This window comes from Luteimonas colneyensis, assembly GCF_014836665.1.
Classification (GTDB): Bacteria; Pseudomonadota; Gammaproteobacteria; order Xanthomonadales; family Xanthomonadaceae; genus Luteimonas; species Luteimonas colneyensis.
Window position 1 is genome coordinate 218,447 of record NZ_JACSQJ010000002.1, and the last position, 15,373, is coordinate 233,819.

Consider the following 15,373-nt stretch of genomic DNA (forward strand, 5'->3'; position numbering starts at 1 on the left):
GCTTACCCGATGTTCCCGACGGTCCCGAGACACGCGCCGCGGCGCGGCGCGCGACTCAGCTGCGCAGGCCCACTCCCCGCTTCAGCAGCCACAGCCCCAGCGCGCCCAGCGCGACGACGAAGCCGAGCATCAGCGCGTACGCCACCCACAGCGGCACGTCGCTCTGGCCGAGCAGGCCGTAGCGGAAGGCGTTGACCATGTAGAAGATCGGGTTGGCGTGCGTGGCGGCCTCGGCCCAGTCCGGCAGCAGCCGCACCGAATAGAACACGCCGCCGAGATAGGTCAGCGGGGTGAGGATGAAGATCGGCACGATCGCGACGTCGTCGAACTTCTTCGCGAACACGGCGTTGACGAAGCCGGCCAGCGAGAAGATCGTCGCGCCCAGCAGCACCGTCGACAGCGTCACCCACGGGTGCGGGATGCGCACGGTGGTGAACAGCATCGCGATGCAGAGCACGATCACGCCCACCATCAGCCCGCGCAGCACGGCGCCGGCGACGTAGCCGCCGAGGACCACCCACGGCGGCATCGGGCTGACCAGCAGCTCCTCGACGTGGCGACCGAACTTGGCGCCGAAGAACGACGACGAGATGTTGCCGTAGCTGTTCTGGATCACGCTCATCATCACCAGGCCGGGGACGATGAAGTCCATGTAGGTGATGCCGTCCATGGTCCCGATGCGGCTGCCGATCAGCCCGCCGAAGATCAGGAAGTACAGCGTCATGGTGATCGCCGGCGGCACCAGGGTCTGGCTCCAGATGCGCAGGATGCGCATCACCTCGCGGCGCGCGATGGTGCCGAGGGCGACGAGGTTGGCGCGCAGCGGAGAGGCGTCGGCCGGGGGCGGCGTGGTCGGGATGCGGCTCATGCGGCGGGTCCGTTGGGGCCTGGGGGGGTGGCAGCGCGTGCGGGGGTGGCGGCTGCTCCCGGGTCGCCGGTCATGCGCACGAACAGCTCCTCCAGCCGGTTGGACTTGTTGCGCATCGAGCGCACGCGGATGCCGGCGGCATCGAGCGCTGCGAACACGCGGTTGAGGTCCATCGCGCGCGGCATGTCGACGTCGAGGGTGTGCGCGTCCGCGGCGCGCACCTGGGCGCCGGGAATGTCGGGCAGCATCGCGGGCAGGTCGTCCTCGACGTCGAACAGGAAGCCCTCGACGTCGAGCCTGGACAGCAGCGTGCGCATCGGCCCGGCCTCGACGATGCGGCCATGGTCGATGATCGCGAGGTTGCGGCACAGGTTCTCCGCCTCCTCCAGGTAGTGCGTGGTGAGGATGATGGTGGTGCCGCTGGCGTTGATCCGGCGCAGGGTCTGCCACATGCCGCGGCGGATCTCGATGTCGACGCCGGCCGTGGGCTCGTCGAGGATCAGCAGCTTCGGCTTCGTCATCATGGCGCGGGCGATCATCAGCCGCCGCTTCATGCCGCCCGACAGGGTGCGGCTCATCCTGTGCGCCTTGTCCCACAGCTGCGCCGAGCGCAGCTCCTCCTCGGCGCGGACCATCGCCTCGGCGCGCGGGATGCCGTAGAAGCCGGCGTAGTTGACCAGGATGTCGAGCGGCTTCTCGAACATGTTGAAGTTGATTTCCTGCGGCACCAGGCCAAGCAGGCGCATGGCGCGGTCGCGCTCGGCGTGCAGGTCGACGTCGAACACGCGCACCTCGCCCGAGGTCTTGTTGACCAGGGACGAGACGATGCCGATCAGGGTGGACTTGCCGGCGCCGTTGGGACCCAGCAGCGCGTAGAAGTCGCCGGGGGCGACATCGAGCGAGACCCCCTTCAGCGCCTCGACGCCGTTGTCGTAGGTCTTGCGCAGGTCGCGCACCGACAGCGCGGCGGGCGTGGCGGCTTCGCTCATCGGGACTCCTTGGCCGGCGGGAGGGTGCGCGCGGGGGAGCGGTATTATAGGTGCCCCATCGCCCCAGGCCCGGCAACGGTCCATCCCAAGTGCCCGCATTCTTTCCCCTGAAGCTCGCCTCCCGCCGCATGCTGGCACCTTCGGTCGCGCACCTCGCGTTCACCCGCGACGACGGCGAGCCGCTGGACTACATCCCCGGGCAGTTCCTGCAGGTGCACTTCGAGTACGCCGACGGCACCGCGGCCAGGCGCAGCTACTCGCTGGCCACCATCCACGACCACGCCATGGGGCCGGGCGAGCTGGTGGAGATCGCGGTGAGCTACGTGCCCGGCGGCGCCGCCACGGCGCTGTTCGAGAACCTGGCGATCGGCGACACCGTGCGGGCCAGCGGCCCCTTCGGCCGCTTCTGCCTGCAGCCGCGCGACGCCAACCGCCGCTACGTCCTGATCGGCACCGGCACCGGGGTCACGCCCTACCGCGCGATGCTGCCGCTGCTGGAAGCGGCGATGGCCGGGCGCGGCATCGAGGTGGTGCTGCTGTTCGGAGCGCGCACGCCCGACGAACTGCTCTATGGCGACGAGTTCCGCGCCTTCGCCGACGCGCACCCCGGCTTCCGCTTCGTGCCCTGCTTCTCTCGCGAGCTGCCGGCGCCCGGTTCGGCGCACGACCATGCCGACGTACGCCATGGTTACGTGCAGCAGTTCCTTGAGGAGTTCGCGCCCTCGGCCGACGGCGACATCGCCTACCTCTGCGGCAACCCGGACATGGTCGACGCCTGCTTCGAGGCGCTGAAGGGACACGGCCTGCCGGTGCCGCACATCCGCCGCGAGAAGTACGTCAGCAGCAAGTAGGCACCGCGCCCGCCGCCCCGGTACGCGGCGGATGGCGGGCGGGTCACACACGGGGCCGGGCGCGCGTCCGGGGATGACAGGACGAGCCCATCGAAACCATCTTCCAACCCGGGGACGACGAATGAGAACAGGACGAACCACCAGGATGGCCCTGCCCGCCGCGGCGCTGGCGGCGCTGCTTGCCGGCTGCGCGCCCGCGCCCGAGGGCGGCGGGGCACCCGACGCCCGCCTGCGCGTGGGCGACATCACGTTCGAGCCGTGTTCGCTCAGCGCCGTGGGCGCGCGTGCGGTCGAGGCCCAGTGCGCCCGCTTCGAGGTCCCCGAGGACCACGACGCGCCCGACGGACGCCGCATCGGACTCGCGCTGGCGCTGCTGCCGGCCGAGGGCACCGCCGAGCCCGACCCGGTGGTGATGATCGCCGGCGGCCCTGGCCAGTCGGCGCTGGAGTCCTATCCGCAGGTGGCGACGGCGTTCTCCGACCTTCGCCGCAACCGCCACGTGCTGCTGGTCGACGCCCGCGGCACCGGCGGCTCGCACCCGCTGCACTGTGCGGCGGAGGACGAGGGCAGCGCGTTCGACGTCGAGCAGATGACGCCCGAGGCCATGCGCGCCTTCGCCGAGCGCTGTCGCGACGCGCTGGCGGCCGACGGCACCGACCTGCGCCGCTACGGCACCATGGACCACGTGCGCGACCTCGAGGCGGTGCGCAAGGCGCTGGGCGCACCCCAGCTCAACCTCGTCGGCATCTCCTACGGCACCCGCGTCGCGCAGCAGTACGCGAAGGCCTGGCCGGAGGCCACGCGTACCGTCGTGCTCGACGGGGTGGCGCCGAATTCGATGGTGCTGGGCCAGGAGCACGCGCGGAACCTCGAGCAGGCGCTGGACACCCAGTTCCAGCGCTGCCGCGACGAACCCGCCTGCGTCGGCACCCTGGGCGATCCCTCGGCGCAGCTGGACGCGGTGCGCGCCACGCTGGAGGCCGGCGACCTGGCCCCGGTGCAGTACCGGCATCCGGTCAGCGGCGAATGGCTGGAGGACCGGCCCTCGTTCGGCCATCTCGCGGCCCTGCTGCGCATGTTCTCCTACCAGCCCGCGGCCTCGGCCACGCTGCCGCTGCTGCTGCACGACGCCTCGCAGGGCCGCTACGCGCCGATGATGTCGCAGGCGCGGATGCTGGCCGACTCGCTCGGCAGCCAGATGGCGCAGGGCATGCAGCTGTCGGTGATCTGCACCGAGGACGTCGCCGACATGACCATCGATCCCGCGGATGCCGGCAGCCTGCTCGGCACCGGCATGGTCGAGTTCTTCCACGCGCAGTGCCCGGTCTGGCCGACGGCACCGCGCGCGGACGGCTTCCGCGATCCGCTGTCGGGCGACGTGCCGGTGCTCGCGATCAGCGGCGAGTTCGATCCGGTCACGCCTGCGCGCTACGGCGACGAGGTGGTCAGCCACCTGGCCAACGGCCGCCACCTGGTCGCCCCCGGCCAGGGCCACAACGTCATCGGCGCCGGCTGCATGCCGAAGCTGTTCGCCCAGTTCGTCGAGCGCGCGGACGCATCGGGCATCGACGCCAGCTGCCTCGACCGCCTCGCGGCGGCGCCGCCCTTCGCGGGCAACTATGGATGGGAGCCCTGAGATGATCGAAGTCCACGACCTGCACAAGACCTTCAAGGCCAAGTCCGGGCCGGTGCACGCGGTGCGCGGCGTCGGCTTCCAGGCCCGCGACGGCGAGATCACCGGCCTGCTCGGCCCCAACGGCGCCGGCAAGACCACCACCCTGCGGATGCTCTACACGCTGATGTCGCCCGACCGCGGCTCGGTGCGCGTGGACGGCATCGACGTCGCCCGCGATGCCACCGCCGTGCGGCGCACGCTCGGCGTGCTGCCCGACGCGCGCGGCGTGTACAAGCGCCTGACCGCGCGCGAGAACATCGCCTACTTCGGGCGCCTGCACGGGCTCGACGAAGCGACGATCGCGGCGCGCACCGAGTCGATGGCGCGCACGCTGGGCATGGAGGACTTCCTCGACCGCCGCACCGAGGGCTTCTCGCAGGGCCAGCGCACCAAGACCGCGATCGCGCGCGCGCTGGTGCATGCCCCGCGCAACGTGATCCTGGACGAGCCGACCAACGGCTTGGACGTGATGACCACCCGCGGCCTGCGTGCCTTCCTGCAGGAGCTGCGCGCGCAGGGCCACTGCGTGATCTTCAGCAGCCACATCATGCAGGAGGTCGCGGCGCTCTGCGATCGCATCGTGATCATCGCCCAGGGCGAGGTCCGCGCCAGCGGCACGCCGGACGAGCTGCGCGCGCAGTCGGGCGAGGACAACCTCGAGGACGCGTTCGTCAACCTGATCGGCACCGAGGAGGGACTGTCCGCATGAAGCTCACGAACAACACGGTGTGGACCGTGGCCCGCAAGGAGCTGGTCGACCTGTTCCGCGACCGGCGCACGGTGATGCTGGGCCTGCTGATGGGGCCGCTGCTGTTCCCGCTGCTGATCATCGGCATGGGAACGCTGGCGGAAAAACGCGCGCGCACCCAGCTCGAGTCGGTGCTCGAGGTGCCGGTGATCGGCGCCGCCAACGCCCCCAACCTGGTGGCCTTCCTCGGCACGCGCGACATCGAGGCGATCGACCCGCCGTCCGAGCCCGAGCGCGCCCTGCGCGAACAGGACCACGACGTGGTGCTGCGGATCCCCGAGGCGTTCCCCGAACAGTGGCGCGCCAGCCGCATGGCCACGGTCGAGATCCTGTACGACTCGTCGCGGCAGGACTCGCGGATCCCGGTGGAGCGCGTGCGCTCGGCGCTGGGCGAGTACGGACAGCAGGTCGGCGCACTGCGCATGATCAGCCGCGGCCTGGGCCCGGAGGCGACGATCGCGGTCATGGCGGCGCAGCGCGACGTGGCCACGCCCGAGGCGCGGCGGGGCATGTTGCTGGCGTTCCTGCCCTACCTGCTGATCCTCAGCGCGTTCCTCGGCGGCGCCTACCTGGTGATCGACGTGACCGCCGGCGAACGCGAGCGCCAGTCGCTCGAGCCGCTGCTGGCCACGCCGTCGTCGCGCGCCGCGATCATGAGCGGGAAGATCCTGGCGGCCTGCCTGTTCGGCCTGCTCAGCCTCGCGCTGATCGTCATCGCCTTCCGGCTGAGCTTCGCGCTGGCGCCGGCGGCGATGCAGATGGTCTCGGTGTCGGCGGCGATGATGCTGAAGATCCTGCTGGTGCTGCTGCCGATGGTGCTGATCGGCACCACCCTGCTGACCCTGATCTCGGCCAGCGTGAAGTCGGTGAAGGAAGCGCAGAGCTACATGAGCGTGCTGATGCTGCTGCCGATCGTGCCGACGATCGTGCTGCTGGTGAACCCGCTCAAGAACGAGCTGTGGCAGTTCGCCGTGCCCTTCCTGGCCCAGAACCAGATGCTGCTGAAGATCATCCGCAGCGAGTGGGTGTCGCCGCTGGAATGGGCGACGTACCTGGGTGCCGGCTTCGGCATGGGACTGTTGCTGTGGCTGATGGCGGCGCGGTTGTACCACCGTGAGAAGCTGGCGATCTCGGCCTGATCCCGCATCACGCGGACAACAGAAAGCCCGGCCGATGGCCGGGCTTTTCCGTTGCGGCGTGGCCGCCTCAGCCGCCGGGATTGAACGCGATCGTGCGGCGCGTGGTCACCGGCTGCGAAACCGGTTCGAAGCGCCAGCGACGCACGGCGGCGACGGCTTCGCGGTCGAACACGCGCGGCGGATCGGCGCGCACCACGCGGGCGTCGCTGACGCTGCCGTCGGGCGCCACGGTGAACTCCACCTGCACTTCGCCCGACTGCGCGGCGCGCAGGGCCTCGGCGGGATAGCGCGGCGCCGGCGTGCTCAGCGGGCGCAGCGTGGGCGCCGCCGGCGTCGCCGGAGCCGAAGCCGCGGCCTGCTGCTGCGCGCGCCTCTGCTCGGCGGCACGCTCTTCGGCGGCGCGCTGCTCGGCGGCCACGCGCTCGGCCTCGGCGCGGTCCGCGGCGTCGCGCTCGGCGGTGCGCTGCTGCTGGGCCAGCTGCTCCGCGGCGGCGCGCTGCTGTTCGGCCTGCGCGCGTTCGCGCTCGGCGGCGAGCTGGCGCTGGCGTTCGGCTTCCTGCTCGGCGCTCAGCGCCTGCTGTTGGATGCGGGCCTTGGCCGCTGCGTCGGCGCCATCGATCGAGGCCTGCAGGCGCTGCAGCGCGGGATGGTTGGCGTCCGCGCGTGCCACCAGTGCGGCGAGGCGGCGCGATTCCTCGAAATCCTCGCGGTCGCGGGCCTGCTCGGTGGCGATGACGAGCATCGGCATCAGGTCGGTCAGCGCGCTGGCGACCGCGGCGTCGCCGGGCGACTTCTCGCGCAGCGCGAGGTAGTACTCGAGCGCGTTGTCGGCCGCGGGCGCGTACAGCCGGCTCTCGGCATAGGCCGCGCGGCCGCGCTCGCGCAGCTCGTCCGGGGAGAGCGCGGCCAGTGCGTCGGCCTTGGCCGCGACCTCGGCCGCGGCCTGCTCGGCGGCGGCTTCGGTTGCGGCGGCGGCGTTGGCCGGGCCAGCGCCGGCGGCCGCGTCGGCAGGCGCCGCGGCCTCGTCCTTGCCGCAGGCCGAGATGGCGACGAGCAGGGCCGCCGCGAGTGCGAGGCGCGGCAGCGCGCGCCACGCGGAAGCTTGGTTGTTCAGCAACATCGATGTGTACTCCCCCTGGTGTGCGGATCCGCACGTATGCCTAGGACGCGATACGCGGGGCCGTTTGTCAACACCCGGTCACGATTCGTCCGGGCCTATTTTCCGATGCAGAAGCGCGAAAAGATGTGGCCGAGCAGCGCATCCGCGTCCACGCGGCCGGTAATGTCGCCCAAAGCGTGATGCGCATCACGAAGCGACTCGGCCGCCAGGTCGAGCGCTTCCGCGTCCAGCGCGTCCGCGGCGGCCGCCAGCGCGTGTGCCGCCCGCTGCAGCGCATCGACATGGCGGGCACGGGCGGTGAATTCGCCCTCGCCGGACGCGTCGCCCACGACGAGCGCGCGCAGGCGCGCGTGCAGCGCGGCCATGCCCTGCCCGGTCGTCGCGGAGACGCGCAGCGCGCCGTCGGGCGCAGGCGGTGAGTCCGGCGGGAGCAGGTCGGCCTTGTTGTGCAGCCAGAGTACCTGCGGCACGCCGTCGAGATCGGCGGCCACCGCGGCGCGGCCGGCGTCCGGATCGCGCGCGTCGACGACCGCGATCGCAAGCCCCGCGCGCCCCAGTTCGTCGCGGGCGCGGCGCATGCCCTCGCGCTCGATCGCGTCGCCGGCGTCACGCAGGCCCGCGGTGTCCACCAGCACGAGCTCCGCGCCGTCGACGTGCACGGTCTCGCGCAGCAGGTCGCGCGTGGTGCCGGCGACGTCGGTGACGATGGCGCGCTCGCTGCCGGCCAGCGCGTTGAGCAGCGAACTCTTGCCGGCGTTGGGCGGCCCCACGATCACCGCGTGCAGGCCGTCGCGCAGGCGGCGGCCGCGCTCGGCGTCGCCCAGCAGGGCGGCGAGATCGGCGCGCGCTTGCTGCAGGCGCGCAACCAGCTGCGCGCCGCCCAGCGTCTCCAGCAGCTCGTCGGCGAAGTCGATCGCGGCCTCGGCGTGCACGCGGATCGCCAGCAGCTCGTCGGCCAGGGCTTCGACGCGGTGCGAGAACCGGCCTTCGAGCGAGCGCCGCGCCGCGCGCGCGGCGGTCAGGTCGCCGGCGGCGATGAGGTCGGCGACGGCCTCGGCCTGCGCCAGGTCGAGGCGACCGTTGAGGAAGGCGCGCTCGGTGAATTCGCCGGCCCGGGCCATGCGCGCACCCAGCGCGCAGCAGCGCGCGACGATGGCCTGCAGCAGCACCGGATTGCCGTGTCCCTGCAGCTCGACGACGTCCTCGCCGGTGTAGCTTGCGGGCGCCTGGAACAGCAGCACGATGCCATCATCCAGGGCCTCGCCGTCGGCGTCGAGGAAGCGCACGTGGTGTGCGTGGCGCGGCCGGAGGGCCTGGCGGCCGCAGAGCGCGCGCGCGATCGCCGCGGCGGCCGGGCCGGACAGGCGCACGATGCCGACGCCGCCGCTGCCGGGCGCGGTGGCGACGGCGGCGATGGTGTCGGTGGCGGCGCTGGTCATCGCGGCGGCCGGCGGAACGTCCGCCCGGCTTCAGTTCCCGGCAGTGGCCTTCGCGGGCTTGGCGCCGGCATCGGGCTTGTCGCTCCCCGGCTTGTCGGCGAACTTGCGGATCAGCCACCACTGCTGGAGCAGGCCGAGCGCGCCGTTGGTCACCCAGTACAGCACCAGGCCCGACGGGAAGAAGATCATGAAGACGCCGAAGACCAGCGGCATCAGCTGCATCATCTTCTGCTGCATCGGGTCCATGCCGACCATCGGCGACAGCTTCTGCGTGGCCCACATCACCAGGATGTTGAGCACCGGCAGGATGAACCAGGGATCGCGCGCGGTCAGGTCCTGGATCCAGCCGATCCACGGCGCGTGACGCAGTTCCACCGACTCCAGCAGCACCCAGTACAGCGCCAGCCAGATCGGCATCTGCAGCAGCACCGGCAGGCAGCCGCCGACGGGATTGATCTTCTCCTTCTTGTACAGCTCCATCATGGCGACCTGGAACTTCTGCTTGTCGTCGCCGTAACGCTCCTTGAGCTGCTGGATGCGCGGCTGGAACTTGCGCATCTTCGCCATCGACTGGTACTGCGCCTTCGACAGCGGATACAGGATGGCCTTGACCACCACCACCAGGCCGATGATCGACCAGCCCCAGTTCTGCAGCAGGCCGTGCAGCTTGTCGAGGATCCAGAACAGCCCCTCGCCGAGAACGGCGAAGACCGAGAAGCGGCTGTAGTCGACGGCGCGGTCGAGGCCCGTCACGCCCTGCGCCTTGATCTGGCCCACGAGCTTCGGACCCACCCACAGGCGCGCGCTGGTGCTGGCCTGGTCGCCCGGCGCCACCGCCAGGCCGGGGCCGACCTCGCGGACCAGGTGGTGCATCCCGCCCGCGGGACCCGGCACGGTGTGCAGCGAGATCGTGACCTCGTCGCTCGACCCCGGGATCCAGGCGCTGAAGAAATGGTGCTGGAGCATGGCCAGCCAGCCGCCGGACTGGCGCGCGTTGACCGCGCCCTCGTCGGCGAAGTCCGCGTAGCGCACGCGGCTGTAGCCCTCGCCCGGGCTGAACCAGGTGGCGCCGTACAGGCTGAAGGACTCGGGGTTGGTCCAGCCGGTCTTGAGCACCTGCGGCAGGCGCACGAGCTGGCGGTAGACGTGGCCCTGCCAGAGCCTGTCGCTCCTGTTGTAGATGGTGTCGCGCACCTCGACCACGTAGCTGCCGCGGGTGAAGACATAGCTGCGGCGGATGCTGACGCCGTCGGCGCCGTGCCAGACGAAGGGCACTTCGAGCGTGTCGGCGTCGGCGGCCAGCGCGTAGTCGGTGCCGGGCGACTCCGGCACGAAGCCGGACTCGTGGCTCGGGGCGGCGCTGGTGGAGCTGACCCAGCCGCTCTGGGCGGCATAGAAGCGCTCGGGCGCGTCGTCGAACATGCGCACCGGCGCGCTGCCCTCGTCACGCGTCTGCGGGAAGCCCAGCAGGTCGGCGCGTGCGACGGCGCCGCCGCGCAGCGCCAGGTCGAGCACGTCCGTGCGCACGTGCACCAGGCCCTCGGCCTGCGGGGCCGCGGCCGCCTGCGCGTTGACGCCCGGCAGCGCCGCGGCCTGCGGGGCATCCGGCACCGCGCCCGGCGTGGCCGCCGCGCCCGGGACGGCCGGGGGCGCACCCGGCACCGTGGCACCGGAATCGGCGACGCTGGTCGTGGCCTGCGCGGCCGGCAGCGGTTCGCGCTGCTCCTTGCCCCATTCCATCCACAGCAGGGTCGCCACCATCAGCCAGGCGAAGATCAGGAAGGTACGGGTCTGGTTCATCGGGCAGGCAGGCTCATTCGCCGCTGGGGCGCGGCGTCGGGACGTGGACGGGGGAAGCGGCGGGCATTGTGACGCCCGCTTCCGGCGCGGGCAACGCACCGGCGCGGCGCAGCGCGTCGTGGAAGGCCTCGCGCAGCGCGACGCGGGTCGCGGTCGCCGCGGCATGGCGCGCCACCACGACATAGGCGGCGGGTGGCAGGCGGTCGCGCAGGGCGCGGAATTCCTCGCGCAGCGCCCGCTTGATGCGGTTGCGGCCGACCGCGCGACGGTCGACCTTGCGCGAGACGGTCAGGCCCAGCCGTGCCGGCTGGCCGTCGCGAAGCAGGTGCAGGGCGAGCAGGGGCGTGCCGGTGCGGCGACCCTCGCTGAAGACGCGGTCGAAATCCGCGCGCACGCGTACGCGCGCTTGACGGGGCAAGCGGCGGTCCATCGGAACTGGGGACGCGACGGGGCGGCCGGCTTGCGCGCCGCCCGCGGTCATCAGGCGGTGAGGCGCTTGCGGCCCTTGGCGCGGCGGCGGGCCAGGATCTTGCGGCCGTCGGCGGTCGCCATGCGGGCACGGAAGCCGTGGTCGCGCTTGCGCTTGAGGTTGCTGGGCTGGTAGGTGCGCTTGGTGGCCATGGCGGTGTGCTCTGAGCGTGACGCGGAGGAAAGAACCGGCGATTCTAGTACGCCGCTCCGCTGCGGGTCAAACCCTGCCGCCCTGCCCCGCCTCCGTCCCGTGCTCCCGCCAGCCTCCGGCGGGGCGCAGGTGGTAGGCTGGCTTCCCCCTTTCCACCCCCCGCCGCACGTGGTCCGCCACGCCGCGCGGCGGGTCCGCCGTCGGTACGTGAACCCTACATGGAAGCCTGGCCCCGCTGCCTCGAACGCCTGGAAGCCGAACTCCCGGCCGAGGATGTCCACACCTGGCTGAGGCCGCTGCAGGCCGCGCGCCGCGAGGACGCGACCGTGCTGTACGCACCCAACGTCTTCATCCGCGACGCGGTGATGGAGCGCTACCTGCCGCGCATCCGCGAGCTGCTGGACCACTTCGGCGGCGGCGGCGACGTCTCGCTGGAGATCGGCTCGCTGCCCGCGGCCCCGGCCCCGGCGCGCGTGACCCCGACGGCGGCCGCCAATGCCGCCTCGGCGACCGCGAGCGCGGCGGCGTTCCACGGCAACCTGGACCCGCACTACACCTTCGACAACTTCGTCGAGGGCCGCAGCAACCAGCTCGGCCGCGCGGCCGCCTGGCAGGCGGCGCAGAAGCCGGGCGACCGCGGCCACAATCCGCTGCTGCTCTACGGGGGCACGGGGCTGGGCAAGACCCACCTGATGTTCGCCGCCGGCAACGAGATGCGCCGCAACAACCCCGGCGCGCGCGTGCTGTACCTGCGCTCGGAGCAGTTCTACAACGCCTTCTTCCGGGCGCTGCAGGAACGCACCGCCGACCAGTTCAAGCGCCAGTTCCAGCAGCTCGACGCGCTGCTGATCGACGACATCCAGTTCTTCGCCGGCAAGGACCGCACCCAGGAGGAGTTCTTCCACACCTTCAACGCGCTGTTCGAAGGCCGGCAGCAGATCATCATGACCTGCGACCGATTCCCGCGCGAAGTGGACGGCCTGGAGCCGCGGCTGAAGTCACGCCTGGCCTGGGGCCTGCCGGTGGCGATCGACCCGCCGGACTTCGAGACCCGGGCGGCGATCGTGCTGGCCAAGGCGCGCGAGCGCGGCACCCACGTGCCCGAGGAGGTGGCGTTCCTGCTGGCCAAGAAGATGCCGTCGAACGTGCGCGACCTCGAGGGCGCCCTGAACACGCTTTCCGCTCAGGCCAACTTCACCGGGCGCGCGATCACCACCGAGTTCGCCCAGGAGACGCTGCGCGACCTGCTACGCGCCCAGCAGGCGGCGATCAGCATCCCCAATATCCAGAAGACCGTGGCAGACTACTACGGCCTCCAGATCAAGGACATGCTGGGCAAGAAGCGGACGCGTTCGCTGGCCCGCCCGCGCCAGGTGGCGATGGCGCTGGCCAAGGAACTCACCGAGCACAGCCTGCCCGAAATCGGGGATGCCTTCGCGGGCCGGGACCACACCACGGTCCTGCATGCCTGCCGACAGATCCGCGCCCTGGCGCAGACCGACGGCAAGCTCCGCGAGGACTGGGACAAGCTCATCCGCAAGCTCAGCGAGTGAGGCCGGTCGAGGGGCGCTGAAACCGGTGGATCGGGTCGGGACAAGCTGTGGACAACTCGGGCTCCCGCCCGGGACCCGAAAGTTGTCCACAGGTTCTCCCACCGCTGGATGCAGCGTTGTCCACGGGGTTGTTTCAAGAAATTCTCGATGTAAATCAACGGCTTGGATGTGTTGTCAACCGAATTTTCCGACACCACCACCACCGCTTTCTGTATTTATCCAATTCAAGAGCTAGGGCAAGGGGATACCACCGGCATGCGTTTCAGTCTGCAGCGAGAAGCCTTCCTCAAGCCGTTGGCCCAGGTGGTCAACGTGGTCGAACGCCGGCAGACCCTGCCGGTGCTGGCGAACCTGCTGGCACTGGTGCAGGACGGCCAGCTCTCGCTGACGGGCACCGACCTCGAAGTCGAAATGGTCGCCCGCTGCGCGGTCGACGATGCCCAGGACGGCGAGGTCACGATCCCGGCGCGCAAGCTGTTCGACATCGTCCGGGCCCTGCCCGACGGCAGCAAGGTGACCGTCAGCCAGTCCGGCGACCGGATCACGGTGCAGGCCGGGCGCAGCCGCTTCACCCTGGCGAGCCTGCCGGCCAACGACTTCCCCTCGATCGACGAGGTCGAGGCGACCGAGCGCGTCGAGGTCCCCGAGGCCGCGCTGAAGGAGCTGATCGAGCGCACCGCGTTCGCCATGGCCCAGCAGGACGTCCGCTACTACCTGAATGGCCTGCTGTTCGACCTGGGCGAGCACCGCCTGCGCTGCGTGGCCACCGACGGCCACCGACTGGCGCTGTGCGAGGCGGCCCTGGACGGCGGCACGCAGGCCAAGCGCCAGATCATCGTGCCGCGCAAGGGCGTCACCGAGCTGCAGCGCCTGCTGGAAGGCGGCGACCGCGTGCTCGAGCTGGAAATGGGCCGCAACCACATCCGCGTGAAGCGCGACGATGTGACCTTCACCAGCAAGCTGATCGACGGTCGCTTCCCGGACTACGAGGCCGTGATTCCGATCGGTGCCGATCGCGAGGTCAAGGTCGACCGCGAGGTCCTGCGCGCATCGCTGCAGCGTGCCGCCATCCTGTCGAACGAGAAGTATCGCGGCGTGCGCATCGAAGTGTCGCCCGGCCAGCTGAAGATCAGCGCCCACAACCCCGAGCAGGAAGAGGCCCAGGAAGAGGTGGAAGCCGACACCTCGGTGGACGGGCTGGCCGTGGGCTTCAACGTGAATTACCTGCTGGATGCGCTGGGCGCGCTGCGCGACGAGACCGTCGTGCTGGCGCTGCGCGACGCCAATTCCTCGGCGCTGGTGCGCGAGGCGGCCAACGAGCGGTCACGCCACGTCGTGATGCCGCTGCGGCTGTGAGCCCGCGAGGGTTCCACGTGGAACAGCGACGCCCGGCTTCGACCGGGCGTTCTGCTTTCCAGGGACCGGTGCGAGGACCTTGGGCATGCATCTGATCCGCCTCGAGCTGCGGAACCTGCGGAATCTGGTCGATGTCGTGCTGGAGCCGGGTGCCGGACTGAACCTGCTGGTCGGGCGCAATGGCGCCGGGAAAACCAGCGTGCTGGAAGGCCTGCACCTGCTGGCCTATGGGCGAAGCTTCCGCGGACGCGTACGGGATGGCCTGGTCCGGACCGGCAGCAGTGTGGTCGAGGTGTTTGCCGAATGGCATGCGGCGACCGGAGAGGGCCGCCATCGCGCCGGCCTGCGGCACGGTGGCAGCAGCTGGGAAGCCAGGATCGACGGCGGTACGGTCGGCCACCTCGGCGAACTCTGCGCGGCCTTCATGGTGGTGACCTTCGAGCCTGGCAGCCATGCGCTGGTGTCCGGGGGAGGCGAGCCCCGGCGCAGATTCGTCGACTGGGGACTGTTCCACGTGGAACAGGGCTTCCTGCAGGTCTGGCGCCGGTATTCGCGGGCGCTGAAGCAGCGCAATGCGCTGCTCAAGTCCGGGGCCGGCGTCGGGCAGATCTCCGCATGGGACCACGAGCTGGCGGTGTCCGGGGAGGAGCTGACCCGACGGAGGGCGCTGTACCTGGAGCGGCTTCAGGAACGGCTGGAGCCCGTGGCCGCGGCGTTGGCGCCCTCGCTGGGGCAGGCCATGCTGGAATTCGAGCCCGGCTGGCGCCAGTCCAGCCTGTCGCTTGCGGATGCGCTGGCGGTCGCGCGGGAGCGGGACCGGACGCTGGGTCATACCAGCGTGGGCCCCCATCGTGCCGACTGGCGCCTGCGGCTGTCCGGGAAAGGCGAGGGCGAGAGCCTGTCGCGTGGCCAAGCCAAGCTGGCGGCGCTGTCCTGCCTGTTCGCGCAGGCGACGGACTGCGCCGTGGAGCGTGGGGACTGGCCCGTGATCGCGCTCGACGACCTGGCGTCGGAGCTGGATGCCGAGCATCGAGGTCGCGTGCTGGCGTTCCTGGGGAACGTGCCGGCCCAGGCGTTCATCACCGGAACCGATCTGCTTCCGCTGGATGAAGGCGGCAGGGTGTTCCACGTGGAACAGGACACCGTGACCCCGCGCTGAGCGGATCAACGCCACAATCGAGGTCTGATTCGCGTTCCACGTGGAACATCATCG

General features: G+C 71.1%; 14 protein-coding genes. 7 read left to right on the plus strand and 7 right to left on the minus strand.

The genetic code is table 11. From position 1 onward, the window contains the following. Positions 1 to 55 precede the first annotated feature (55 nt). Positions 56 to 868, minus strand: coding sequence for an ABC transporter permease (locus tag H9645_RS05075; RefSeq protein ID WP_191728648.1), 813 nt, complete (start codon positions 866 to 868; stop codon positions 56 to 58). After that, positions 865 to 1,857 (minus strand): ABC transporter ATP-binding protein, encoded by a 993-nt coding sequence (locus tag H9645_RS05080; RefSeq protein ID WP_191728649.1) that lies wholly within the window; start codon positions 1,855 to 1,857, stop codon positions 865 to 867. Before H9645_RS05080 ends, H9645_RS05075 begins: the two co-directional genes overlap by 4 nt. An 89-nt stretch (positions 1,858 to 1,946) precedes the next feature. On the opposite strand from H9645_RS05080, the gene H9645_RS05085 reads away from it, so the two are divergent. From H9645_RS05085 to H9645_RS05100, 4 genes are all read left to right on the plus strand, one after another. Then, the gene (locus H9645_RS05085) at positions 1,947 to 2,708 is read left to right on the plus strand and encodes a ferredoxin--NADP reductase (RefSeq protein WP_191728650.1); all 762 of its coding nucleotides are present in this window, start codon (positions 1,947 to 1,949) and stop codon (positions 2,706 to 2,708) included. Between the two features lie 145 nt (positions 2,709 to 2,853). Beyond that, positions 2,854 to 4,344, plus strand: coding sequence for an alpha/beta fold hydrolase (locus tag H9645_RS05090; protein ID WP_225218018.1), 1,491 nt, complete (start codon positions 2,854 to 2,856; stop codon positions 4,342 to 4,344). Between the two features lies 1 nt (position 4,345). After that, complete coding sequence (locus tag H9645_RS05095) at positions 4,346 to 5,092, plus strand: ABC transporter ATP-binding protein (RefSeq protein WP_191728652.1); 747 nt, start codon at positions 4,346 to 4,348, stop codon at positions 5,090 to 5,092. Continuing rightward, entirely contained in the window at positions 5,089 to 6,270 is a 1,182-nt protein-coding gene (locus H9645_RS05100) for an ABC transporter permease (protein ID WP_191728653.1), read from the plus strand. Before H9645_RS05095 ends, H9645_RS05100 begins: the two co-directional genes overlap by 4 nt. A 67-nt stretch (positions 6,271 to 6,337) precedes the next feature. Here H9645_RS05100 and H9645_RS05105 read toward each other — a convergent pair whose 3' ends face one another. The 5 genes from H9645_RS05105 to rpmH all read right to left on the minus strand — a co-directional run bounded on the left by H9645_RS05105 (position 6,338) and on the right by rpmH (position 11,250). Further along, positions 6,338 to 7,390, minus strand: coding sequence for an energy transducer TonB (locus H9645_RS05105; RefSeq protein WP_191728654.1), 1,053 nt, complete (start codon positions 7,388 to 7,390; stop codon positions 6,338 to 6,340). A gap of 95 nt (positions 7,391 to 7,485) precedes the next feature. After that, positions 7,486 to 8,829, minus strand: a complete 1,344-nt coding sequence (mnmE, locus tag H9645_RS05110) for a tRNA uridine-5-carboxymethylaminomethyl(34) synthesis GTPase MnmE (protein WP_191728655.1) — start codon at positions 8,827 to 8,829, stop codon at positions 7,486 to 7,488. 30 nt (positions 8,830 to 8,859) lie between these two features. Next, the gene (yidC, locus tag H9645_RS05115; protein ID WP_191728656.1) at positions 8,860 to 10,629 is read right to left on the minus strand and encodes a membrane protein insertase YidC; all 1,770 of its coding nucleotides are present in this window, start codon (positions 10,627 to 10,629) and stop codon (positions 8,860 to 8,862) included. Positions 10,630 to 10,642: 13 nt separating this feature from the next. After that, complete coding sequence (gene rnpA, locus H9645_RS05120) at positions 10,643 to 11,059, minus strand: ribonuclease P protein component (RefSeq protein WP_191728657.1); 417 nt, start codon at positions 11,057 to 11,059, stop codon at positions 10,643 to 10,645. A 50-nt stretch (positions 11,060 to 11,109) separates the two neighbouring features. Continuing rightward, positions 11,110 to 11,250 (minus strand): 50S ribosomal protein L34, encoded by a 141-nt coding sequence (gene rpmH, locus H9645_RS05125; protein WP_027083663.1) that lies wholly within the window; start codon positions 11,248 to 11,250, stop codon positions 11,110 to 11,112. Between the two features lie 219 nt (positions 11,251 to 11,469). Here rpmH and dnaA point away from each other — a divergent pair, with 219 nt between their 5' ends. From dnaA to recF, 3 genes are all read left to right on the plus strand, one after another. After that, entirely contained in the window at positions 11,470 to 12,804 is a 1,335-nt protein-coding gene (gene dnaA / locus H9645_RS05130; RefSeq protein WP_191728658.1) for a chromosomal replication initiator protein DnaA, read from the plus strand. A gap of 255 nt (positions 12,805 to 13,059) precedes the next feature. Then, a complete protein-coding gene (gene dnaN, locus H9645_RS05135; protein ID WP_191728659.1) occupies positions 13,060 to 14,160 on the plus strand; it encodes a DNA polymerase III subunit beta in 1,101 nt (366 codons plus the stop codon). An 85-nt stretch (positions 14,161 to 14,245) separates the two neighbouring features. After that, positions 14,246 to 15,319, plus strand: coding sequence for a DNA replication/repair protein RecF (gene recF, locus H9645_RS05140; protein ID WP_191728660.1), 1,074 nt, complete (start codon positions 14,246 to 14,248; stop codon positions 15,317 to 15,319). The last annotated feature ends 54 nt before the right edge of the window (positions 15,320 to 15,373 follow it).

Coding starts and splice junctions, on each gene's coding strand:
- H9645_RS05075 (WP_191728648.1), bottom strand. CDS start 868: ATGAGCCGCATCCCGACCACGCCGCCCCCGGCCGACGCCTCTCCGCTG.
- H9645_RS05080 (WP_191728649.1), bottom strand. CDS start 1,857: ATGAGCGAAGCCGCCACGCCCGCCGCGCTGTCGGTGCGCGACCTGCGC.
- H9645_RS05090 (WP_225218018.1), top strand. CDS start 2,854: ATGGCCCTGCCCGCCGCGGCGCTGGCGGCGCTGCTTGCCGGCTGCGCG.
- H9645_RS05095 (WP_191728652.1), top strand. CDS start 4,346: ATGATCGAAGTCCACGACCTGCACAAGACCTTCAAGGCCAAGTCCGGG.
- H9645_RS05100 (WP_191728653.1), top strand. CDS start 5,089: ATGAAGCTCACGAACAACACGGTGTGGACCGTGGCCCGCAAGGAGCTG.
- H9645_RS05105 (WP_191728654.1), bottom strand. CDS start 7,390: ATGTTGCTGAACAACCAAGCTTCCGCGTGGCGCGCGCTGCCGCGCCTC.
- mnmE (WP_191728655.1), bottom strand. CDS start 8,829: ATGACCAGCGCCGCCACCGACACCATCGCCGCCGTCGCCACCGCGCCC.
- yidC (WP_191728656.1), bottom strand. CDS start 10,629: ATGAACCAGACCCGTACCTTCCTGATCTTCGCCTGGCTGATGGTGGCG.
- rnpA (WP_191728657.1), bottom strand. CDS start 11,059: ATGGACCGCCGCTTGCCCCGTCAAGCGCGCGTACGCGTGCGCGCGGAT.
- rpmH (WP_027083663.1), bottom strand. CDS start 11,250: ATGGCCACCAAGCGCACCTACCAGCCCAGCAACCTCAAGCGCAAGCGC.
- dnaA (WP_191728658.1), top strand. CDS start 11,470: ATGGAAGCCTGGCCCCGCTGCCTCGAACGCCTGGAAGCCGAACTCCCG.
- dnaN (WP_191728659.1), top strand. CDS start 13,060: ATGCGTTTCAGTCTGCAGCGAGAAGCCTTCCTCAAGCCGTTGGCCCAG.
- recF (WP_191728660.1), top strand. CDS start 14,246: ATGCATCTGATCCGCCTCGAGCTGCGGAACCTGCGGAATCTGGTCGAT.